At 47.7% G+C, this 19903-nt stretch carries 19 protein-coding genes; 8 read left to right on the top strand and 11 right to left on the bottom strand.

Annotated elements, in window-relative coordinates:
* Positions 1 to 4 precede the first annotated feature (4 nt).
* Positions 5 to 1363 (top strand): glucose-6-phosphate isomerase, encoded by a 1359-nt coding sequence (locus H6A34_RS06205; protein ID WP_205104207.1) that lies wholly within the window; start codon positions 5 to 7, stop codon positions 1361 to 1363.
* Between the two features lie 158 nt (positions 1364 to 1521).
* Positions 1522 to 2238, top strand: coding sequence for an inorganic diphosphatase (locus H6A34_RS06200; RefSeq protein ID WP_205104205.1), 717 nt, complete (start codon positions 1522 to 1524; stop codon positions 2236 to 2238).
* 139 nt (positions 2239 to 2377) lie between these two features.
* On the opposite strand, the gene H6A34_RS06195 is transcribed toward H6A34_RS06200, so the two are convergent.
* From H6A34_RS06195 to H6A34_RS06150, 10 genes are all read right to left on the bottom strand, one after another.
* Complete coding sequence (locus H6A34_RS06195) at positions 2378 to 3217, bottom strand: FAD/NAD(P)-binding protein (protein WP_205104203.1); 840 nt, start codon at positions 3215 to 3217, stop codon at positions 2378 to 2380.
* On the bottom strand, positions 3210 to 4223 hold the full coding sequence (locus H6A34_RS06190; protein ID WP_205104201.1) for a 4Fe-4S dicluster domain-containing protein: 1014 nt from the start codon (positions 4221 to 4223) through the stop codon (positions 3210 to 3212). Before H6A34_RS06190 ends, H6A34_RS06195 begins: the two co-directional genes overlap by 8 nt.
* Positions 4224 to 4238: 15 nt before the next feature.
* Complete coding sequence (locus H6A34_RS06185; protein WP_205104199.1) at positions 4239 to 5039, bottom strand: 4Fe-4S dicluster domain-containing protein; 801 nt, start codon at positions 5037 to 5039, stop codon at positions 4239 to 4241.
* Positions 5032 to 5496 carry a hydrogenase iron-sulfur subunit gene (locus tag H6A34_RS06180; protein ID WP_021949223.1) on the bottom strand — a complete coding sequence of 155 codons (465 nt, stop codon included), beginning with the start codon at positions 5494 to 5496 and terminating at the stop codon, positions 5032 to 5034. Before H6A34_RS06180 ends, H6A34_RS06185 begins: the two co-directional genes overlap by 8 nt.
* Before the next feature lie 11 nt (positions 5497 to 5507).
* Complete coding sequence (locus H6A34_RS06175; RefSeq protein ID WP_205104197.1) at positions 5508 to 7517, bottom strand: CoB--CoM heterodisulfide reductase iron-sulfur subunit A family protein; 2010 nt, start codon at positions 7515 to 7517, stop codon at positions 5508 to 5510.
* Between the two features lie 105 nt (positions 7518 to 7622).
* Positions 7623 to 8465, bottom strand: coding sequence for a CoB--CoM heterodisulfide reductase iron-sulfur subunit B family protein (locus H6A34_RS06170; protein ID WP_205104195.1), 843 nt, complete (start codon positions 8463 to 8465; stop codon positions 7623 to 7625).
* Between the two features lie 157 nt (positions 8466 to 8622).
* A complete protein-coding gene (locus H6A34_RS06165) occupies positions 8623 to 9174 on the bottom strand; it encodes a 4Fe-4S dicluster domain-containing protein (protein ID WP_205104193.1) in 552 nt (183 codons plus the stop codon).
* A gap of 885 nt (positions 9175 to 10059) precedes the next feature.
* Positions 10060 to 11241, bottom strand: coding sequence for an MFS transporter (locus H6A34_RS06160; RefSeq protein ID WP_205104191.1), 1182 nt, complete (start codon positions 11239 to 11241; stop codon positions 10060 to 10062).
* Positions 11241 to 12062, bottom strand: a complete 822-nt coding sequence (gene panB, locus H6A34_RS06155) for a 3-methyl-2-oxobutanoate hydroxymethyltransferase (protein WP_021949228.1) — start codon at positions 12060 to 12062, stop codon at positions 11241 to 11243. The genes H6A34_RS06160 and panB overlap by 1 nt, the downstream gene beginning before the upstream one ends.
* Before the next feature lie 90 nt (positions 12063 to 12152).
* Complete coding sequence (locus tag H6A34_RS06150; RefSeq protein ID WP_205104189.1) at positions 12153 to 12812, bottom strand: HAD family hydrolase; 660 nt, start codon at positions 12810 to 12812, stop codon at positions 12153 to 12155.
* A gap of 112 nt (positions 12813 to 12924) precedes the next feature.
* Here H6A34_RS06150 and H6A34_RS06145 point away from each other — a divergent pair, with 112 nt between their 5' ends.
* Genes H6A34_RS06145 through H6A34_RS15655 form a run of 6 tightly spaced genes read left to right on the top strand, consistent with a single transcriptional unit; the run spans position 12925 to position 17266 of the window.
* Positions 12925 to 13740, top strand: coding sequence for an RsiV family protein (locus H6A34_RS06145; protein ID WP_021949230.1), 816 nt, complete (start codon positions 12925 to 12927; stop codon positions 13738 to 13740).
* Between the two features lie 6 nt (positions 13741 to 13746).
* Positions 13747 to 14367, top strand: coding sequence for a 16S rRNA (guanine(527)-N(7))-methyltransferase RsmG (rsmG, locus tag H6A34_RS06140; RefSeq protein ID WP_205104187.1), 621 nt, complete (start codon positions 13747 to 13749; stop codon positions 14365 to 14367).
* A 30-nt stretch (positions 14368 to 14397) separates the two neighbouring features.
* The gene (locus tag H6A34_RS06135) at positions 14398 to 15057 is read left to right on the top strand and encodes an MBL fold metallo-hydrolase (protein WP_021949232.1); all 660 of its coding nucleotides are present in this window, start codon (positions 14398 to 14400) and stop codon (positions 15055 to 15057) included.
* On the top strand, positions 15054 to 15620 hold the full coding sequence (ruvC, locus tag H6A34_RS06130; protein WP_205104185.1) for a crossover junction endodeoxyribonuclease RuvC: 567 nt from the start codon (positions 15054 to 15056) through the stop codon (positions 15618 to 15620). The genes H6A34_RS06135 and ruvC overlap by 4 nt, the downstream gene beginning before the upstream one ends.
* Positions 15605 to 17089 (top strand): ATP-binding cassette domain-containing protein, encoded by a 1485-nt coding sequence (locus H6A34_RS06125; protein ID WP_205104183.1) that lies wholly within the window; start codon positions 15605 to 15607, stop codon positions 17087 to 17089. Before ruvC ends, H6A34_RS06125 begins: the two co-directional genes overlap by 16 nt.
* Before the next feature lie 18 nt (positions 17090 to 17107).
* Positions 17108 to 17266, top strand: coding sequence for a FeoB-associated Cys-rich membrane protein (locus tag H6A34_RS15655; protein WP_205104181.1), 159 nt, complete (start codon positions 17108 to 17110; stop codon positions 17264 to 17266).
* Positions 17267 to 17350: 84 nt separating this feature from the next.
* Here the strand turns inward: H6A34_RS15655 and H6A34_RS06115 are convergent, their stop codons facing one another.
* Positions 17351 to 19711, bottom strand: a complete 2361-nt coding sequence (locus tag H6A34_RS06115; protein WP_338088634.1) for an ATP-dependent helicase — start codon at positions 19709 to 19711, stop codon at positions 17351 to 17353.
* Positions 19712 to 19903 lie beyond the last annotated feature (192 nt).

Below are 19903 nucleotides of genomic sequence, written 5' to 3'. Positions count from 1 at the left end.
AACAATGAAAAATATCACATTAGACGTATCGAAGGCCGTCCAATTCCTCGCCGAAGGGACGGTGAAGGCTTATGAGCCGAAAGTGAAGGCAGCACAAGAGGCACTCGAGAACGGCACTTGCCCGGGCAATGATTTCCTGGGTTGGCTTCACCTGCCGTCGTCCGTCACCCCCGAATTCATGCGTGAAATACAAGACTGTGCCGACACTTTGCGTGCCGAGTGCGAAGTCGTTGTAGTAGCCGGAATAGGCGGAAGTTACCTTGGAGCCCGCGCCGTAATCGAGGCATTGGGCAATTCGTTCGCATGGCTCGTAGCCGACAAGAGTAATCCCACGATACTTTTCGCAGGCAACAATATTGGCGAGGACTATCTTGCCGAGCTTACCGAATACCTTAAAGGCAAGAAGTTCGGTGTTATCAACATATCTAAATCCGGAACGACAACGGAAACCGCGCTGACATTCCGCCTGCTCAAGAAGCAATGCGAGGAGCAGCGTGGCAAGGAAGCAGCCAAGAAAGTCATCGTGGCTGTTACCGACGCGACAAAAGGCGCGGCACGCGCTGCTGCCGACAAGGAGGGTTACAAGACATTCGTAATACCCGACAACGTGGGCGGACGCTTCTCCGTGCTTACCCCTGTAGGCCTTCTGCCTATCGCTTGCGCTGGATTCGACATAACCAAACTCATTGCAGGTGCCGTAGATATGGAGCATGCATGCGGCAAGGACGTGCCATTTGAGGAGAACCCAGCAGCCGTTTACGCAGCCGTACGCAACGGACTTTACGACCAGGCAGGCAAGAAAATCGAAATTATGGTCAACTACCAGCCGAAACTGCACTACATGAGTGAGTGGTGGAAGCAGCTTTATGGCGAGAGCGAGGGCAAGGACGGCAAGGGTATATTCCCTGCTTCATGTGACTTCACGACCGACCTGCACTCTATGGGACAATGGATACAACAGGGTGAGCGCTCGATATACGAGACCGTGATAAGCATTGAGAAACCTAACAGAGAGTTGCTCTTCCCCAACGACGAGGAGAATCTTGACGGATTGAACTTCCTTGCCGGCAAACGTGTTGACGAGGTAAACAAGATGGCCGAACTGGGTACGCGCCTCGCACACGTAGACGGCGGAGTGCCAAACATTCGCATTTCGGTGCCAGAACTTAACGAGTACTACCTCGGACAGCTTATCTATTTCTTCGAGATAGCTTGCGGCATTAGCGGCAATGTACTGGGTGTCAACCCGTTCAACCAGCCTGGAGTGGAGGCATACAAGAAGAACATGTTTGCCCTGCTCGACAAACCAGGCTACGAGGCTGAGAGCAAAGCGATAAAGGAAAGACTCGAAAAAGAAAAGTAAAGCTCTTTTAGCTGTAAAGGAGCGATGAATGAAGGAGTAAGTAGAAATGCCTTGCAAACCGCGACAAACGCAGCCGGCAAGACAAATCTACCTACTCCTTCAATCTTTGTGAATTACTTATGACACCCATAACACTAACAAACAAAAACGTAAAGACTATGCACAACGAAGTGAACGAATACGCCATGAGCCACGGACTCGAGACGTTCCGACCGCGCGCAGTGCTCTTCGATATGGACGGAGTGCTCTTCGACAGCATGCCCAACCATGCCCGCAGCTGGCACGAGTCGATGGCTACGTTTGGCCTCGACATGGCGCCCGAAGAGGCATATACGTACGAAGGTATGCGCGGCGTTGAAACCATCAAGCTGCTGGCCAGACAACAGTGGGGCCGCGAGATAACCGACGAGGAGGCGCAGAGGATGTACGACGTCAAGTCGGACATGTTCCGCCATTGTCCCAAAGCCACGAAAATGCCGGGCGTGGAGCAGCTCATGCACAAGATCAAGGCTATGGGCATGAAGATTGCAATAGTCACAGGCAGTGGACAGCGAAGCCTGCTGGACAAACTCGAGGAAGAATTCCACGGACTGGTGAGCAAGAAACTGATAGTGACAAGTTTCGACGTCGAACACGGCAAACCATCACCAGAACCTTACCTGCGCGGTCTGGAGAAGGTTGAAATACAGCCCACAGAGGGCATTGTGGTAGAGAACGCTCCGCTGGGAGTACGCTCGGCCGTGGCGGCAGGAATATTCACTATAGCCGTCAACACGGGGCCACTACCCGACAAGGCTCTCGCCAGCGAAGGCGCCAACCTCGTGTTCAAGAATATGCCAGCACTGTGTGACGCATGGGAGACGCTATTTAAATGACATACAAGCAGATTCCATCTATCCACAACACGCAATCCACCAGACCAATTACTATGCCATGACATGAAAAACGGGCGGCGCCCACTCTTGCGAACACCGCCCGGAGAATATACATAGCCACGGAATATCACGCCACACGCTAATATTCCGGAGGCAAGTCGTTAAGCTGCGCCTTGGTGAACACAGGCCCGTCCTTGCACACATAGAGCTTGCCAACGTTGCAGCGGCCACACTTGCCAAGGCCGCACTTCATGCGGTTCTCCAGCGTTGTGTATATGTCGCCGTCGGCAAAACCGAGCTTTTCAAGCACGGGAAACGAGAACTTGATCATCACCGGCGGGCCGCACACAACTGCCACGGTATTCTCGGCAGACGGCGCCACCTGCTCGAGCACCGTTGGTGTAAAGCCTACACGACCCTGCCAGTCTGGCGTTTCGCCGCCCGGGTCAACCGTCGTTATCATGTTGACGTCAGGCCGCGCTGTCCAGTCCTTAAGCTTATCCTTGTAGACAAGGTCATTAACAGACTTCGCACCGTAAATAATAGTAATGTCTCCGAACTTGTCGCGCATGTCGAGAGCGTTCTCAATAACGCAGCGCATAGGAGGCAATGCTATTCCGCCAGCAACGAACAATAGGTTCTTGCCCGTCCACTGCTCTATCGGGAAAGAATTGCCAAACGGCCCACGAAAGCCCATCGTGTCTCCCTCTTCAAGTTTCGACAGCCCCGTCGTAACGCGACCAGCCCTGCGGAAAGTACACTCGATATATTCTTTTCGCGTCGGCGGAGAGGCAATGCAAAACGTACATTCACCCTCGCCAAAAGCTGAATACTCGGCAAACTGCCCAGCCCTGAACGTGAAAGCCTGGCCCTCTGCCTCATCCTTGAACTTCAGGCGGAAAGTCTTGACCCCCGGCGCCTCGTCGATAATCTTCGCTATCTCCATTCGATAGGGAAGATATATATTTGTGTTACTCATGTTCTGCAATGGATTTTAAGTGTTCTGAAATATTCATGTCCACGGGGCACGCCCTCGAACAGCGTCCACACCCTGTACAGCCGACCTCGCCCAACTTTTCGGGAATATACGAGAACTTGTGCAGTACGCGCTGACGCCAGCGCGTGGCCTGAGTAGGCCGCGGATTATGACCTGACGTATGCTGAGTGAACATGCCAAAACCACACGAATCCCAACAACGTATGCGACGGCCACGCTGTCCGTGCGCATCTTCCTGGATATCAAAGCACGTACACACAGGACAAACGAAAGCGCATGCGCCACAGCCCAAGCAGCGCTCCGACTGTTCCTTCCACATCGGGCTGTCGAAAGCATCCCTCAACTTCTCGCGTACCTCCTCCATACTGAAACTACACTTCACGTCGGCCAGGTATTTCGACTTATCGACATCATCAGCCACTCTCGCACCACTCAAGTATCTTCCGGCCAGCTCCTCGCCCTTGTCCGTAATAACCTCCACCAACACTCCGTCATCGCCCAACAGCGTAACCTGTATGTCACTACCGTCGGTCCCGCCCGGACTGCCGCCTACCGACGTGCAGAAACACGAGCCGTCACTTTCGCTACAACTAAACGTTACTATCGTAATGCGCTTACGCCTTTCCTCGTATATCGTGTCGTCATAGTCACGGGTGAAAACCTCCGTCACCTGACGGAAAGCCCTTGCGTCACACGGGCGCGTCTTCCACACTATTGTCTCGGGATACTTGCTCGTATCAGCACTCTTCAATTCAACGTCCTTACCCGACTTACAGTAAGAGAACAGAACCTCTGCCAGAGGAAATACGATTCTTTTAGCCGACTGCGTCGTCTGCACGTAATCCTCAGCCACGGTATCACCCGAAGCCAGCAGCTTAAAGTCTACCTGCGCCCCTAACCTTACCGGCGCGAAGATACGACGACCGTCGTGCCTCATGTCTTCGAGCCATTTACCAAGCTCTTCCTTGCTTATATGTAGATTTGCCATTGTCTAATTGCTGAATTAACGAATAAAATCTTCCTTGTCGCCGGCATTGAAAGTAGACAGCACGTTACCATGATCCATAACGCTGCCGGGCGCTACACCGAACTCATCTTGTATATCCTCGGCCAGACTCAAGGTAAGAAGATGGATTGGTATGCCCATCGGACACGCCTCCTTACATGCTCCGCACGAGACGCAACGGCCGGCCATATGCATCACGCGGCTTATCTGCCATTCCATGCTGCCCAACGGGCTGGCCCACGGCTGTATCCATTGCGGACAGTTATTGTCAACGATACAACGCGTGCAATAACACAGAGGACAAGCCGCACGGCACGCATAACACTTGATACACTTTGACATTTCGTTTACCCAAAACTGCCAACGCTCCTCACGGCTCATAGCCTTGAGCCTGGCACGAAGCTCAGCCTCCTTGCCAGAGATATCCAGCGGATTATCGGCCAGCACTTTCTCCATTTCCTCAACAGAATCAAGCGCTACACAGTCGTCACCATTACCATCCCTGACGATGGCCGTAATCCCGCCACTCAACTGGTTTTCCATAGCAAGCTGCACTATTGTGCGCAATACGGGCAAAGTTGCCGTTACGGCTATTTTTTCTCCCGCAACAATCTCGGGTTTTGTAAGATATACCGCTATGTTGTTCTTACAATCATCGTTAAGCACGAGCCGACTACAATCCTCCGGCTTCCTACAGAAGAACGGACGCAATTTTCCGTTGCCCTGCTCGTATCCTATCAATAATGTTGCCGTACCTTCATTAAACAAATTAACGGCAATATCTTTCAGATTACTCATTTTCAACCTCCTTTCCAAGATAATCGGCTACTTTCTTATACTCAGTGTACGGCCCTAATTCACGTATTGTTGCCACCGTATCATTAACCAAATCGGCCCATTTTGCGCCCTCGGCAGCCGATACCCAAGAATAACGGATACGCCGTATATCAATACCCAAAGTATCCAACAGGCCACGGAATACCATCCATCTGCGGCGTGCATGGAAATTACCAGAAGTATAATGGCAGTCGTTAGGATGGCAACCGGAAACAATTATACCGTCGGCACCTCCGGCAAAAGCCTTCAACAGTAGCATAAAATCAATACGCCCAGTACACGGAAACCTTACAATTCTTACGTTCGTGGCATATTTTAATCTGCTCGTGCCTGTAAGATCGGCACCCGCATAGGTACACCAGTTACAGACAAAGGCTATTATGCGTGGTTCAAATGCTGAATTACTATCGTTGCTCATAATTTTTTCATCTATTCGTTTGTGGTTTCAAGTAGCGCCTCCACCTCTGCAAACATCTGCTGATTGGAGAATCCTTGCAGGTCAATCGACTTGGAACGGCAGAATGCCACACAAGTACCGCATCCCTGGCAGAGACCCGGATTAACCTTGGCCACTACTTTAATGACATTTCCCTTACGGTCTTTTATCTCTTCGCGCTCTATAGCCTGATACGGACATGCGGTCTGGCACATGAAGCAACCAACACAAGTACTGAACACAGGAGGAGCGCAACGGTTGACTACTGCTATTAACGGCTCGCGGACAAGATCAGGTTGTGAGAACAGAGCAGCAACTTTAGCAGCAGCACCAGATGCCGTAGACACAGTTTCTGGAATATCTTTCGGAGCCTGGCACGCACCGGCAAGGAATATTCCGGCAGTATTAGTCTCGACAGGACGCAATTTCGGATGAGCCTCGGCAAAGAATTTATACGGATCATAAGATATGTGAAGCTTTTGAGCCAGCTCCTCCGCACCTTTATTCGATACGCCTGCCGTTGCAAGTACAACCATGTCGGCCTCTATTTCCACAGGTGTGGCGCCAAGCAATGTATCAACACCTTTTACTATAAGTTTGCCGTCTTTCTCATACACACGTGCTACACGTCCACGCACATAGTTGACGTGATCCTCGTCAATGGCACGGCGTACGAACTCCTCATAGTTCTTTCCACCTGCTCGTATATCCATATAAAATACGTATGACTCGCCGTCGTGCACCTTATGTTGGTAAAGCATGGCATGCTTTGCAGTGTACATACAACATATTTTCGAGCAATAAGGTATGCCTTTTGCCGGATCGCGTGAGCCACAACAAGCGATAAACACAATCTTCTTGGGAACAGTCCCGTCCGACGGGCGGCGTATCTCGCCAAGTGTAGGACCAGAAGCAGAAGCAAGACGTTCAAACTGCAAACCTGTTATGACATCCGCGTAACGGCCATAACCATACTCGGGGAAGAAGTCCGTTCCAAGCACATTAAAACCGGTCGTAACGACAACGGCACCCACTTGTTCAGTTATAATACGATCCTCCTGGCCGAAACGGATGGCATGCGTAGGACACACCTTCTCGCAAACGCCACACTTTCCCGTACGATAATGCATGCAATGTTCCTTGTCTATGACAGGCTTATTGGGCACGGCCTGTGGAAACGGCACATATATAGCAGTGCGCTTGCCCAATCCTTCGTTAAATTCGCTCGGGATTTTCTTTTGCGGGCATTTCGTAGTACAAAGTCCGCAACCGGTACAAACACTCTCGTCTATACTCTTGGCTTTAAGCCTTATTTTAGCTTCGAAATTACCAATAAACCCGCTCAACGACTCAAGCTCCGCATAAGTGTACAACGTTATGTTGGGATGTTGCGCCACTTCAACCATTCGTGGCGTAAGGATACATTGCGAACAGTCCAGCGTCGGGAACGTCTCTGACAACTGTGACATGTGTCCGCCGATTGAAGGCTCCTTCTCTATCAATATTACTTTATGCCCACTGTTGGCTATATCGAGGCTCGCCTGGATTCCGGCTATACCGCCACCGATAACAAGAGCCTTTTTCGTTATAGGCACATGGATAGGCGTCAGCGGTGTGTTTCTGCGTACCTTCTCAACCAATCCGTGCACTATCTCTATCGCCTTTTGCGTCGTTTCCTCACATTTTGGGTGAACCCATGAGCAATGTTCGCGCAGATTGGCTATTTCACACAAATAAGGATTCAAACCAGCCTCGGCACAAGCCCTGCGGAATGTAGGTTCATGCATACGCGGAGAACAGGCACCGATTACAACGCCGTCAAGTCCATGCTCCTTTATGGCATTCTTAATCAATGACTGCCCTGGATCTGAGCACATGTATTTATAATCGGTAGCAAACGCCACTCCCTCCATGTGCCCCGCGGCTTCCGCTACCTTAGCACAATCAACGGTAGCGCCAATGTTTTCACCGCAATGGCATATAAATACTCCTATTTTTGACATAAATTATTCTTTTTGACACAGCAAAATAACACATAATATCAGTCCTTGCCAACGATTATGAATCGTCGAAAAACATACCATGTTCTATTTGCCGTGATTCATGAACTAAAATTTTACTTCAACTATGTGACGTTGCAAACCGAGTGCTTTCGGTGACAAGCCGAGTGCCAAGCCTATTGCCTGGGTTATATAAACAACCGGGATATCCACAGGTTCCTCAAGGCATTTGTTTATGGCCTTACGCCGCATGTCAAGATTTGAATGGCACATCGGACACGCTACAATTATTGCCTCTGCGCCACGGTCAGACGCGTCTTTCACGATATTAGCCGACAGCTTTCCGACCAAGTCCGTACGCGATATTGAAAGCCCGGCGCCACAGCATTCGGTCTTGAAGGCCCAGTCTATCGGCTCCGCGCCAAGAACAGCCATTAACTTGTCCATACTCAGCGGATCTTCCAAGCGGTCAAATCCGAGCACCTTATGCGGCCTCACAAGCAGGCAACCGTAATAGCACGCTACACGGTGCGCAAACTTATCCTTTATCTTTGAAGGCAATATGTCGGTGGCGTATTTATCAAGATACTGCAACACATTCAGAATCTTGACATGACCCGAATACTGCATTCCAACGGCATGCCTTATACGGTCTGCCATTGCCTCGTCAGCTGCCAGTTCGTAAGCAGCCATGCTGAGCCTGTTATAACACGACGCACAGGGAACTACCACCTCGTCAAACCCTTGCTGTTCAGCAAGCGCCAGAACCCTTGCGGGCAGTGCCAGCGACAATTCCTTGCTCATAGAATGGGCTGCCGTGGCGCCACAACAGTTCCAGTCCTTAATCTCCGTCAGTTCAAGCCCCAGCGCCGACGCGACAGCCCTAACCGACTCATTATATTCACGGGAAGTGCCATTCAACGAACACCCCGGATAGAATCCTATTTTCATATTACACGTATTTTAGTTAACAAGTTGCAGCAAGACATTCTGCCCGGAACCCACCCAAAGGGCAATGTAGGGCTACGAAACAGCCGCTTGCCTGTCATTGGGTATCCTCTTAGCCGAATCAACATGCATTGCCTGCACTTTAAATTAGCCCGAGAGCTTATTTCTTGTCTATGGTATTAGCGAAAATCCTGCCCACCTTCTTTGCGTTATCTTTCAGGCATTCAGGCTTAAGCCCTAATTTACCCTTGGCCATCATCGTAGGTGCGATGTCTACATCCTGCATCAGATTCATCGTGCGCATTTTATATTCCGCTACAAGTCCTATTTCATATAGACGCCCCGTACGCTTCACGCAGTCAAGGAACGACTTGTGAAACGCCAATATGTTCCGTGCCTTATCGTTAACCATGTCTTCCTTGCGCGAGCGTTCGCGAAGGTAATCCATGACAGCAGGCAAGTCTATCTCCATAGGACAACGTGCGACGCAGTTCTCGCAACTCAGGCATAGCCATATTGTCTCCGATCCAAGCACACGCCTGTCATTGGCCTCCGTACCAGTCTGCAAGAGCCTCATCAGGAAACTTGGAGGTATATCCATATCTGCCGCCAACACACATCCGGCAGTACACTTGCCGCACTGGTAGCAACGCGTCACGTCCACTCCGGTACTTGCGGCCAAGTCAGTAGATAATTTCTTTTTCTCTTCCATTTATGTCAAATATAATTATTCCATAAATATATCGTGTTTTTCCATGCTTTCTTGCGAGCACAGGATTCTTCTGTTTTCAGCGTTTGTTTTAGTTCTGTCACTGCTGAGCGTTCAGTCGAAGGCATTTATATGCCTTGCCGCACGCAAAGTCAGGAGACATGTTTTTTCGTAGTCACTTCCGGCATATAACAATGCAACCATAACTGTGCCAAGCATTGCCACGAACATATTTTATCCCAAGGCCAAAGACATGACACACACATTGCACCTCTTCCAAAATGTCAATCTATTTACGACGTATTAGTTTTCCAAAGTCTAAGTTCTCTTCTGCAAAATTCATTGCAAATATATACATTTTTTTCAAAACGAATACCTACAACTGATTATTTTATCATTTTTTATCTCCATTTTCTTGAATCTTAATACCTATTTCTCATTATGCGGGATATCCAGGCAAAAAGTCCGCATGTAAGGCAAAAACGGTATCCGTGCCACGCTGCCAACAAGATAAAAGACCACAAGAAACGGGCAATCATTGTAAATATCGGTATGCGTTAAGCTTCCATTCCGGCCGTCAGAACTATTCCCGTTGTGGCACTTTTTACGGGACATGATAAAATATGTAAGCGCAAACGGCACAAATCCTTTCAGACCGAAACCGCAAGATGGACACAGAAGATTGATTATAATCAAAATAACAGTATAGAGTTACAAAAACGAAAGGCCGTGTATTAGCTTTCAATACACGGCCTTTCGCATGACAAAAGACGGCCTTTCACAAGCCGATTTACGGTCTTTTATATGTCAGGTTAAAAGCGCCGGATGATTAATATACATATAATTCATCAGGCAAGAAGCCCTGCCACACGCCGGATGTAGTACACATTACCTGTTCTTGTGCCGTACATACCAGTTATGAGTGAAACCTAAATACATAATCAATGCAAGGCACGAAACCACGATTGACAAGATCACTGTGCCATACCTGTCACCATACGTGCAACCGTAACCGACGGACATGCCGAGCGACAGTCCCAACTCCCATCCTAAAAAGAATGTACTCTGTGATGTGCCACGCCTGCAATGCGGACTGAGTTTTATGAAAAACAACAGGAAACGCGCTCCTATTATCCCAACTCCGCACCCGATAAGGACGGGCGACACCAGCGTAGCGGCGCCCCGGTTGCCTGACAGCATGAGCAACAATGCCGCCAGCATAAATATAAGTCCCGTAGTAATCTCGCTCTTCAGGTCGGCATTGACGAAAACAAAACGTCCCGCAAGCAAAGCAAGGAAGAATCCGAGTATCATCATTGCATAAAAACTTGCATCGTGCTCAATAGAAAGGAGCATGCCAACCACTGTGGTAACAAGTAACAGATTGATAAAAAGCCACTTACCTTGAGATAGGAAAAACCTGTCTGCAGACACATGGCGGACAACGTCTTCAGGAGCCTTGAACGGGAATTTTACCGAGAATATGAACACCACGGCCAATACGCAAAGGCCTGCCCCGACAATCATGACCGTTCCGAAATCGGCGTAAGGCACCAATACCAACGCCACTAACGGGCCTAACGCCAAGGCAAGACGCGAAAACCATGCCGCCGAATGGTTGGCTTCTGTACGCTGGAACGACTCGCACGTATCTATTATCAACGTGCTTGACAGAACCATCTGCCCAAGTCCGAACACCGCTCCCTGTACAAACCGTATGGCTGTTACGATCAGTAAACCGTCGGCCTGAAGCATGGCGCTGCCGTCAAGCCATGATAATAAATAAAGGCACACAGTCAGGACCAGCACCGAAAAGATGCACACCATGTTGCGGCGGTAACGCTGTACAAGGTACGAGCAGAAACAACCGAGCGCGAATATGCCCACACCGGGAGCACCGACGGCCACAGCCGCAAGCCCCGGGGTACATCCTGTAGCCGACATCAGCCATCCCGGCAGCAAAGGCAACTGTATGTACATGGCCATCGTGACGAGCAAATTGGCCGTTGCCATCAACCAAAAGTCACGGTGCCATAACTTCACATGCACTGGAGTGTTCTGGGTGTACATCAGTATGACTCGTTTTCATTAGGGAATGTCGAATCCTTTACGTCCGTAACATACTGTCCGATAGCGTCAGTCATCACGGTGTTAAGGTCAGCATAACGGCGTAGGAAACGTGGGTTAAAGCCCTTGGTCATACCGAGCATGTCGGCCACGACAAGTATCTGGCCGTCCGTACCGGCACCGGCACCAATGCCGATAGTCGGCACTGTAAGCTCTTTTGAAACCCGAGAGGCAAGCGCCGCCGGTACTTTTTCCAGCACGACACTGAAACATCCCGCCTCGTCGAGCAGCCTTGCATCAGCCAAAAGCTTTTCCGCCTCGGCATCGTCTTTGGCACGCACGGCGTAAGTTCCGAATTTATTGATACTCTGCGGAGTCAATCCAAGATGTCCCATAACGGGAATGCCTGCATCGAGAATACCCTTTACCGTGTCGATTATCTCGGCTCCGCCTTCAAGCTTCAACGCATCGCAACCACTTTCCTTCATGATTTTTATGGCGTTCTTGACACCTTCCTTGCGGTCAACCTGATAACTGCCGAATGGCATGTCGCATACGACAAGAGCACGCTTCACGCCGTTTACCACCGACTTTGCGTGGTAAATCATCTGCTCCACGGTCATAGGCAAGGTCGTACCGTTGCCGACCATTACGTTCGAAGCTGAATCACCGACCAGAATACCGTCAACCCCGGCCCCGTCGACAATGCTTGCCGTGGTATAATCATAAGACGTAAGCATTGAGATTTTCTCGCCACGCTGTTTCATCTCAACGAAACGGTGCGTGGTAACTTTCCTTGTGTCACTAACTAAATATCCGGACATCGTTTTCTCTTTTAGTAATTTAAAATATTAAAAGCATGTCCGGCACGCATGCCGGACAATTGTTATTAAAAACTTATAGTTAAGAAAATATCAATTAAGGTTTGCCAACATTCCACTCAGCCTGTTGTAGTCAAGCTCCATAAAATCCGGCACCACGCAATCAGCATATGGCTTTATCGCCTCAGCCGCATTGGTCGTTGACAGTCCGATTACGGCCATGCCAGCCGCACGTCCGGATTTCAATCCGTTAAAACTATCCTCGAATACCACGCATTCGTCACGGGTTACGCCGAATGTGGCTGCTCCCTTGAGATAACAGTCAGGGTCAGGCTTGCTCCTTTCAAAGTCTTCCGAAGTCAGAATAGCGTCAAAAAGAGCCTTGAATTCCTTGCGCGCTGCATACACAGAGTTCATCTTTGCCTGGTTTGAGCTTGTAACCACGGCTGTCTTAACGCCGTTACGACGCAAGTCAGAGACAAAATCAAGAAAACCGGCAACATACTCGAACTTCATGTTACGTTCGAATTCGTCAAGCCTGCGTATGATTACAGAATGCTCGTCCTTCATGTCCGAAAAATAATTATCGAGTATCTGGACCAGCGTCTGTCCCTTTATCTTGTCTTCAAGCCCGGGTTTGTCAGGATGATAAAACCGGCACTGCTCACCCCAGAAAACAGAATACTGACCTTCTGTGTCAAATACGACGCCGTCCAAATCAAAAAGCGCCGCTCTTAATAACCTTTTTGTCATGATAATATTGATTTGCGCTGCAAAATTAATCATTTTATAAAATAAAACATAAAATCCTTGTGACTTTCCTCCTTTTCAAGTAATTTTGCAAATAAAAATACATTAATTAAATATGAAAAAATCAACTATTATAATCATATTTTCCATTTTTGCCATGATAATGGCCACATCATGTGGAGGAAAGTTCAACAATGGCGGAAATGGAACCGACAGTCTTGTATTCGACAGTATAAAAGTGGACTCGACGTTATGGCTTACCGAAGACACGGCGGGGCCACGTTGCCATGTCAGCCTCAGCCTGACTTACGCTAAAGGCAAGAATGCCGATTATATAAATGACTCAATCATCCGTTCCGGCATTTTAAGTCCTGACTACTTCTCTATAACTTCACAAAAGCTAACGCCGCAAGAGGCAGCAGATTCTTTTGTGACAAGATATCTTGACGAGTACAAAACATCTTACGGAGAACTTTACAAGGCCGATAAATCTCACGGTGCGTCCTACAATTGCGAATATCTGGTAAAAACATACGTGCTCCAGGACAACGACAAGTATTATACATACATTGCCAACATCTATAACTACGGTGGCGGCGCGCACGGCAGCTCCATAGTTGTAGCCAGAAACGTTGATACTAAAAGCGGGAAAATCGTATCCCTTAAAGATATCTTTGTGCCCGGATATGAACAAGAACTTAACAATCTCATAATAAATGCCCTCTGTGAAAAATATAACACGGAAAATATTGAAGGTCTACACGACAAAACAATATTCTTGGGCATAGACGTTTACCCGTCGGATAACTTCATTTTGGGAGAAGACGACATTACGTTTATTTATTCTCCGGATGAAATCGCAAGTCACGCCGAAGGCGAGATAAGGGTTAAAATAAGCAACGATACCCTTGAGAAATTATTAAGAAAATAAACTGATATGGACATAATCTTAAAATATTTTCCTGAACTTACTGACATACAGCGCGGCCAATTCGCTGCGCTGTATGACTTATATCACGAATGGAACAGCAAAATAAACGTTATATCTCGTAAGGATATTGACTCACTTTACGAGCATCATATTCTGCATTCGCTCGCGATAGCAAAAATAATAAAGTTCAGGCCGGGAACAAAAATTCTCGACCTTGGGACAGGAGGAGGTTTTCCAGGTATACCTCTTGCCATAATGTTTTCCGAAACAAGCTTTAAGCTAATTGACGGAACAGGCAAAAAAATCCTCGTGGTCAAGGAAATTTCAAAAGCTATCGGCCTGGAGAATTGTGTAGCTGAACAACTTAGGGGAGAAAACGAAACGGGCAAATATGATTTCGTGGTAAGCCGTGCGGTAATGCCCTTGCCCGATCTTGTCAGGCTCGTAAAGAAAAACATTGCCAAGCAACAACACAACTCTTTGCCTAACGGGCTATTGTGCTTGAAGGGAGGAAACGTAAACGAAGAGATAAAACCGTTCAAACACATCACTGACGTAACGGATATAGGAACATTCTTTACAGAAGAATGGTTCAAGCAAAAATACCTCATTTATGTTCCTTTATAATTAACCGTAGAACCTGTAAACACCAGAATCATGCTTGATATACAGCGCTTTGTCTGCAACATGTTCCAAGAGAATTGCTACGTTGTAAGCGATGAGACTAAAGAATGTGTCATTATTGACTGTGGCGCATTTTTTGAAGAGGAAAAAATAGCAATCTATAATTATATAAATGACAACAACCTGACCCCCAAGCACTTATTGTGTACACACGGGCATGTTGACCATAACTTCGGCAATAAATTCATTCTTGACAAATTTGGATTACGGCCTGAAATCAGTGAAGCCGACAAACCGTTAATGAATAATCTCGGAAAACAGGCAAAGGCTTTTACGGGCGAAGATTGCGGTAACGACTTTCCCGAAATAGGAAGGTTTTATGAAAACGATAAAACAATTACATTTGGCAACCACGAATTCGCCATTATACCAACACCTGGACATTCGCCAGGGTCGGTTTTCATCTATTGCAAAGATGAATCAGTAGCTTTCTCGGGCGATACACTCTTCAAATTGAGTATCGGACGTACGGATCTGCAATTAGGGAACTACGAAGACATCATAGAAAGCCTCCATTCCATTGCGAAAGTATTGCCGGCAGACACAACGGTTCTACCCGGTCATGGGGAACATACAACCATTGGATATGAGGTGAAGTTCAATCCTTACCTGAAAACAGGAAGCCTGCGATGACCGAAAAAATAATAATGGGTATCGACCCCGGTACCAACGTTATGGGCTATGGCTTAATAAAAGTAAAGGGCAACAAAGCGTCAATGATGGCCATGGGGGTAATCGACATGCGCAAGATGCATGACCCGTATTTGCGTCTGGGGCGGATTTTTGAACGCGTCACAAGCCTTATAGATGAATTTTTACCTGACGAGATGGCCATCGAAGCCCCATTTTTCGGCAAGAACATACAATCGATGCTAAAACTCGGGCGCGCACAAGGTGTGGCGATAGCAGCCGCGATACATCATGATATTCCAATACACGAGTACGCTCCAATGAAAATAAAGTTGGCATTGACAGGACAAGGACTTGCTTCAAAAGAACAAGTGGCTGGAATGTTGAAACGCCTGCTAAACATCAAGGATGACGACATGACACCATTTCTCGACGCTACTGACGCATTAGCTGCGGCCTATTGCCATTTCATGCAGGCAGGAACACCCGTCAACGATGTAAAATACGGCAGTTGGAAAGACTTTGCCAACAAGAACAAGGACAGGATAAAATGCAACGGATTATAAGTATTAAAGACGGGGTGACACGAATGCCATCATGGAGAATGGCAGAACCTGTCAATTTCGAACTTTGCGACGGAGAGCATATCGCGATAATCGGGCCTAACGGAGGTGGAAAGTCCATGTTCACGGACATTATTACCGGTAGCCATCCGATTATTGGAAACGGCATTGAATATGACTTTTCGCCAAGCGACAAAACGCTCGTTTCAGACAACATCAAGTATATCGCCTTCAAGGATTCATACGGAGACAAGGACGGAACATACTATCTGCAACAACGGTGGAACCAGCACGACATCAGCGAAGACACCCCAACCGCCGGTGACTTGCTTGAAGAAGCCTTCCTGTTAACCGGAGACGACACGGCTGAACGTCGTGAGTTACAGAACCATTTGTACTCTGTTTTCCACATTGAACATACGCTTGATAAATACATTATACTCCTTTCAAGTGGCGAACTGCGCAAGTTTCAGCTAATAAAAACCCTACTTTCAAAACCAAGAGTTCTTATAATGGACAATCCATTTATAGGACTTGATGCCGAAACACGTGATCAACTACAACATCTCCTGACCACCGTTGCCAACGACAGCAAACTCCAAATCATCCTTATTTTATCAAGACCAAAGGATATTCCGCCATTTATCACCCATGTAGTTGAAGTCAGGAACATGAAGGTGGGCAAGAAAATAACAACAGAAGAATATCGTTCTGCCATGACTTCGTCCGACTTACAACCTCAATTTAACCGTGAAAAGGAAGAACGGATACTGAATCTGACATATAACGACAACACAACCGAAGGCAATGAAGTTATAGGTATGACGGATATCTGCATACGTTATGGCAAAAGAACCATTATCGATCACTTTACATGGAATGTCATGAAAGGCGAGCACTGGGCCGTTTCCGGACGCAACGGTGCAGGCAAATCAACCTTGTTAAGCCTTGTATGCGCCGACAATCCACAAGCCTACGCATGCAACATCAGCCTATTCGGCCGGAAACGCGGTACAGGCGAAAGTATATGGGACATTAAACGACGTATCGGTTATGTTTCTCCGGAAATGCATAGGGCTTACAACCGTGACATTCCGGCTATCATGGTGGTAGCAAGCGGCCTGAAAGATTCTGTCGGATTATACACCCAGCCCAATGAAACAGAAAGACACACATGCCGTAAATGGATGGATGTATTTGGTATTGAGAAACTTGCGGACAGAACATTTCTTAAACTCTCAAGCGGTGAACAACGGCTTGTACTACTTGCACGAGCATTCGTTAAGAATCCAGAACTGCTGATTCTTGACGAACCATTCCACGGACTTGACGAACCCAACCGTCTTATGGTGACTGAAATAATTGAGGCTTTCTGCAAACATTCCGGCAAGACCTTGATTATGGTAAGCCATTATCCGGAAGAGTTGCCGCCATGCATTGACCATAAATTGACACTTACACGCACAGATTAAAACAAAAGATAAACAATTATGGAATGGCATGGTTCTATACAAATTACCATAGTTATCATAGTGATAGCGTGTGCGGCGGCATATGCCGGTTGGCGTATATACAAGACATTAGCGGCCAAAGACAAAACATGTGCAGGATGTCCGCTCAAAGATACATGCAAAAAAACAAAGAAATGAACAATGAAAAATGAAGGAATGGATAATCATCGCCAATTTATTATATAGGATTTGATTATTCATTTCTTCATTTTTCATTGTCCATTAACCTATAACCTTGAATCTTGCGAACTTCACGAGAAGCTGCTTTTGCCCGGCATTCTCGAACTGTACAGTGGCCTTCATGTTCTCACCATTACCTTCCAAACGTATAACCTTGCCTATGCCAAAGCGCTCATGTTCTATCATACATCCTTCACTCAAGCCCGAAACAGATGGAGAAGCATGCTTGCCCCCTGAGCTCGCAACGGCCCGTAAACGCTTGAAACTCGGCGAAAACGTATTGGCAATTGGCGGGTCTTCACGGTGTACTGCCTCACGGGGCTTTAAGTCAGCCTTGAATTGCGATGCTACAGGGCGGCTGTTCTGCCAACGGTTCGCCCTGCCATAATCTGAACTTAGCGACGACTTTCCGAACGGCAACATTGAGCCGCCGGCTTTATCGACTTTCAGCAGGTCCGGATTTATATCACGAAGAAAACGGCTCGGAGCCTCCATCTCCATACGCCCGTATCTGAAACGACTTTTTGCATACGTAAGAAAACAATGCCGCTCGGCACGTGTTATTGCCACATAAAGCAACCGTCGCTCCTCCTCAAGTTCTCTACGGCTGTTCATTGACAACATACTTGGAAAGATATTCTCCTCAAGACCGACAATAAACACTGTCGGGAATTCAAGCCCCTTAGCACTGTGCACAGTCATCAAAGACACACGGCGGGCGTCTTCCTCACCAGAGTCACTCTCGATATCAGTCTGTAACGACACCTCCTTCAGAAACTCCGACAACCCTATTTCCGTCTCACGCCCTTCCTCCATGCGGCTCTCAACAAACTCTTGCATACTGCCAAGCAATTCTTCAAGATTTTCCTGCCGCGACACATTTTCGGGAGATTTATCGGCGTATATGTCTGCCGAAATACCACTTGACTTTACTATCTCAACTCCTAAAGAATAAGCGTCGGAGGTTGCGCATTTTTCCATGAATCCAAGTATCAGCTGCCTGAAAGCATCAACCTTGCCCATCGTAGCCTTTGCCACGGAAAGCCCATAAGCGTCAGGCTCGCATATTACACGCCAAAGACTTACGCCTCCAACCGATGCAAGCCCTGCAATCTTGGCTACAGTCGTATCCCCGATTCCTCGCTTTGGATAATTTATTATACGCTTGAACGCTTCTTCATCGTCAGGGTTGACCACCATGCGGAAATAGGCTATAACGTCCTTGATTTCCTTACGTTGGTAAAAGCTCAGTCCTCCATAAATTTTATACGGTATTCCGACTTTACGCATTGCCTCCTCAAAGCTCCTGCTTTGCGAATTAGTACGATAAAGGACGGCAAAATCATTGTATTCACAATGTTCCTCACGCCTTAAACGCCTTATTTCATTACATACTATCAGCGCCTCTTCCTTATCACTATATGCTTCTTTCAGCACAAGACGCTCACCTTCATCGTTACGGCTGAACACATCCTTTGGTATCTGCCTCTCGTTGTGCCGTATCAGGCTGTTGGCGGCCTGAACAATACGTTGCGTACTTCGATAATTCTGTTCAAGCTTGAACGTACACGAGCCTGTAAATATTTTCTCGAAATCAAGAATGTTGTCTATATTCGCGCCCCGAAAGGCATATATGCTCTGCGCGTCATCACCGACCGCGCATACCCGCAGATGTTCCTTAGATAGCTGCCATACTATTTTCTGCTGTACGGCATTGGTGTCCTGATACTCGTCTACGAGGATATACTTAAATCTGTCTGCGTATTTCAAGCGGACGTCGTCGTGCTCGTTGAAGAGAGCGAAGGTATTTGTAAGAAGGTCGTCGAAGTCCATTGCGTTAGCCATCCTGCATCGTTCGCAATAAGCTGAATATATACTGCTCATCGCAGGCATGCGCTGTTCCCTGTCACGCTCAACCAAACTACGGGTCAAGGCATACTCGGCAGGCATTACAAGATGGTTTTTAGCCATGCTGATACGTGAATGCACGGATGCGGGCTTGTATATCTTATCGTCAAGCTGCATTTCCTTGATGATTGTCTTGACAAGGCTTCGCGAGTCGGCTTCGTCATAAATAGTGAAGTTTGGCTCGTAACCAAGAGTTGCAGCCTCAACCCTCAGGATACGCGAGAACACGCTATGAAACGTGCCCATGTTGAGTCTACAGGCCAAGTCCGTACCTACCAGTGCGCCTATTCGCTCCTTCATCTCGTTAGCGGCCTTGTTGGTAAATGTAAGGGCGAGTATGTTCCACGGCTTCATGCCTTGGCTCAGCAGGTAAGCTATCTTATACGTAAGCACACGTGTCTTGCCCGACCCCGCCCCGGCTATCACCAATGACGGACCGTCGCAGTACTCAACAGCCTTGCGCTGGCTCTCATTCAAATCATTAAGAAAATCCACTGTATAAATTAAATTAAGAGTTAAGAATTAGGAAACGTGACCGAGCGGGTTTATATATCATGAGCCAAGCACCAAGAAAAGCCGCATTGCCGGAAACACGGCAATGCACATTTCTTAATTCTTAACTCGTTATCCTTCACTTCCTGTACACCCCTCCGGCAGACGTCTCAGGGTCATAATCCTCACCTTCGG

This window comes from Marseilla massiliensis (assembly GCF_016899855.1).
Lineage (GTDB): Bacteria > Bacteroidota > Bacteroidia > Bacteroidales > Bacteroidaceae > Prevotella.
Note: the sequence above shows the minus strand (reverse complement) of the source record. Positions and strands in the feature narration are given on the sequence as shown.

Excerpts from the sequence above, each read along its gene's own strand:
- ruvC (WP_205104185.1), top strand. The coding sequence starts at position 15,054 with ATGACCGAAAAAATAATAATGGGTATCGACCCCGGTACCAACGTTATG.
- H6A34_RS06180 (WP_021949223.1), bottom strand. The coding sequence starts at position 5,496 with ATGAGCAACGATAGTAATTCAGCATTTGAACCACGCATAATAGCCTTT.
- H6A34_RS06175 (WP_205104197.1), bottom strand. The coding sequence starts at position 7,517 with ATGTCAAAAATAGGAGTATTTATATGCCATTGCGGTGAAAACATTGGC.
- H6A34_RS06125 (WP_205104183.1), top strand. The coding sequence starts at position 15,605 with ATGCAACGGATTATAAGTATTAAAGACGGGGTGACACGAATGCCATCA.
- panB (WP_021949228.1), bottom strand. The coding sequence starts at position 12,062 with ATGTCCGGATATTTAGTTAGTGACACAAGGAAAGTTACCACGCACCGT.
- H6A34_RS06150 (WP_205104189.1), bottom strand. The coding sequence starts at position 12,812 with ATGACAAAAAGGTTATTAAGAGCGGCGCTTTTTGATTTGGACGGCGTC.
- H6A34_RS06200 (WP_205104205.1), top strand. The coding sequence starts at position 1,522 with ATGCACAACGAAGTGAACGAATACGCCATGAGCCACGGACTCGAGACG.
- H6A34_RS06185 (WP_205104199.1), bottom strand. The coding sequence starts at position 5,039 with ATGAGTAATCTGAAAGATATTGCCGTTAATTTGTTTAATGAAGGTACG.
- H6A34_RS06190 (WP_205104201.1), bottom strand. The coding sequence starts at position 4,223 with ATGGCAAATCTACATATAAGCAAGGAAGAGCTTGGTAAATGGCTCGAA.
- H6A34_RS06160 (WP_205104191.1), bottom strand. The coding sequence starts at position 11,241 with ATGTACACCCAGAACACTCCAGTGCATGTGAAGTTATGGCACCGTGAC.
- H6A34_RS06135 (WP_021949232.1), top strand. The coding sequence starts at position 14,398 with ATGCTTGATATACAGCGCTTTGTCTGCAACATGTTCCAAGAGAATTGC.
- H6A34_RS06195 (WP_205104203.1), bottom strand. The coding sequence starts at position 3,217 with ATGAGTAACACAAATATATATCTTCCCTATCGAATGGAGATAGCGAAG.
- H6A34_RS06170 (WP_205104195.1), bottom strand. The coding sequence starts at position 8,465 with ATGAAAATAGGATTCTATCCGGGGTGTTCGTTGAATGGCACTTCCCGT.
- H6A34_RS06205 (WP_205104207.1), top strand. The coding sequence starts at position 5 with ATGAAAAATATCACATTAGACGTATCGAAGGCCGTCCAATTCCTCGCC.
- H6A34_RS06165 (WP_205104193.1), bottom strand. The coding sequence starts at position 9,174 with ATGGAAGAGAAAAAGAAATTATCTACTGACTTGGCCGCAAGTACCGGA.
- rsmG (WP_205104187.1), top strand. The coding sequence starts at position 13,747 with ATGGACATAATCTTAAAATATTTTCCTGAACTTACTGACATACAGCGC.
- H6A34_RS15655 (WP_205104181.1), top strand. The coding sequence starts at position 17,108 with ATGGAATGGCATGGTTCTATACAAATTACCATAGTTATCATAGTGATA.
- H6A34_RS06145 (WP_021949230.1), top strand. The coding sequence starts at position 12,925 with ATGAAAAAATCAACTATTATAATCATATTTTCCATTTTTGCCATGATA.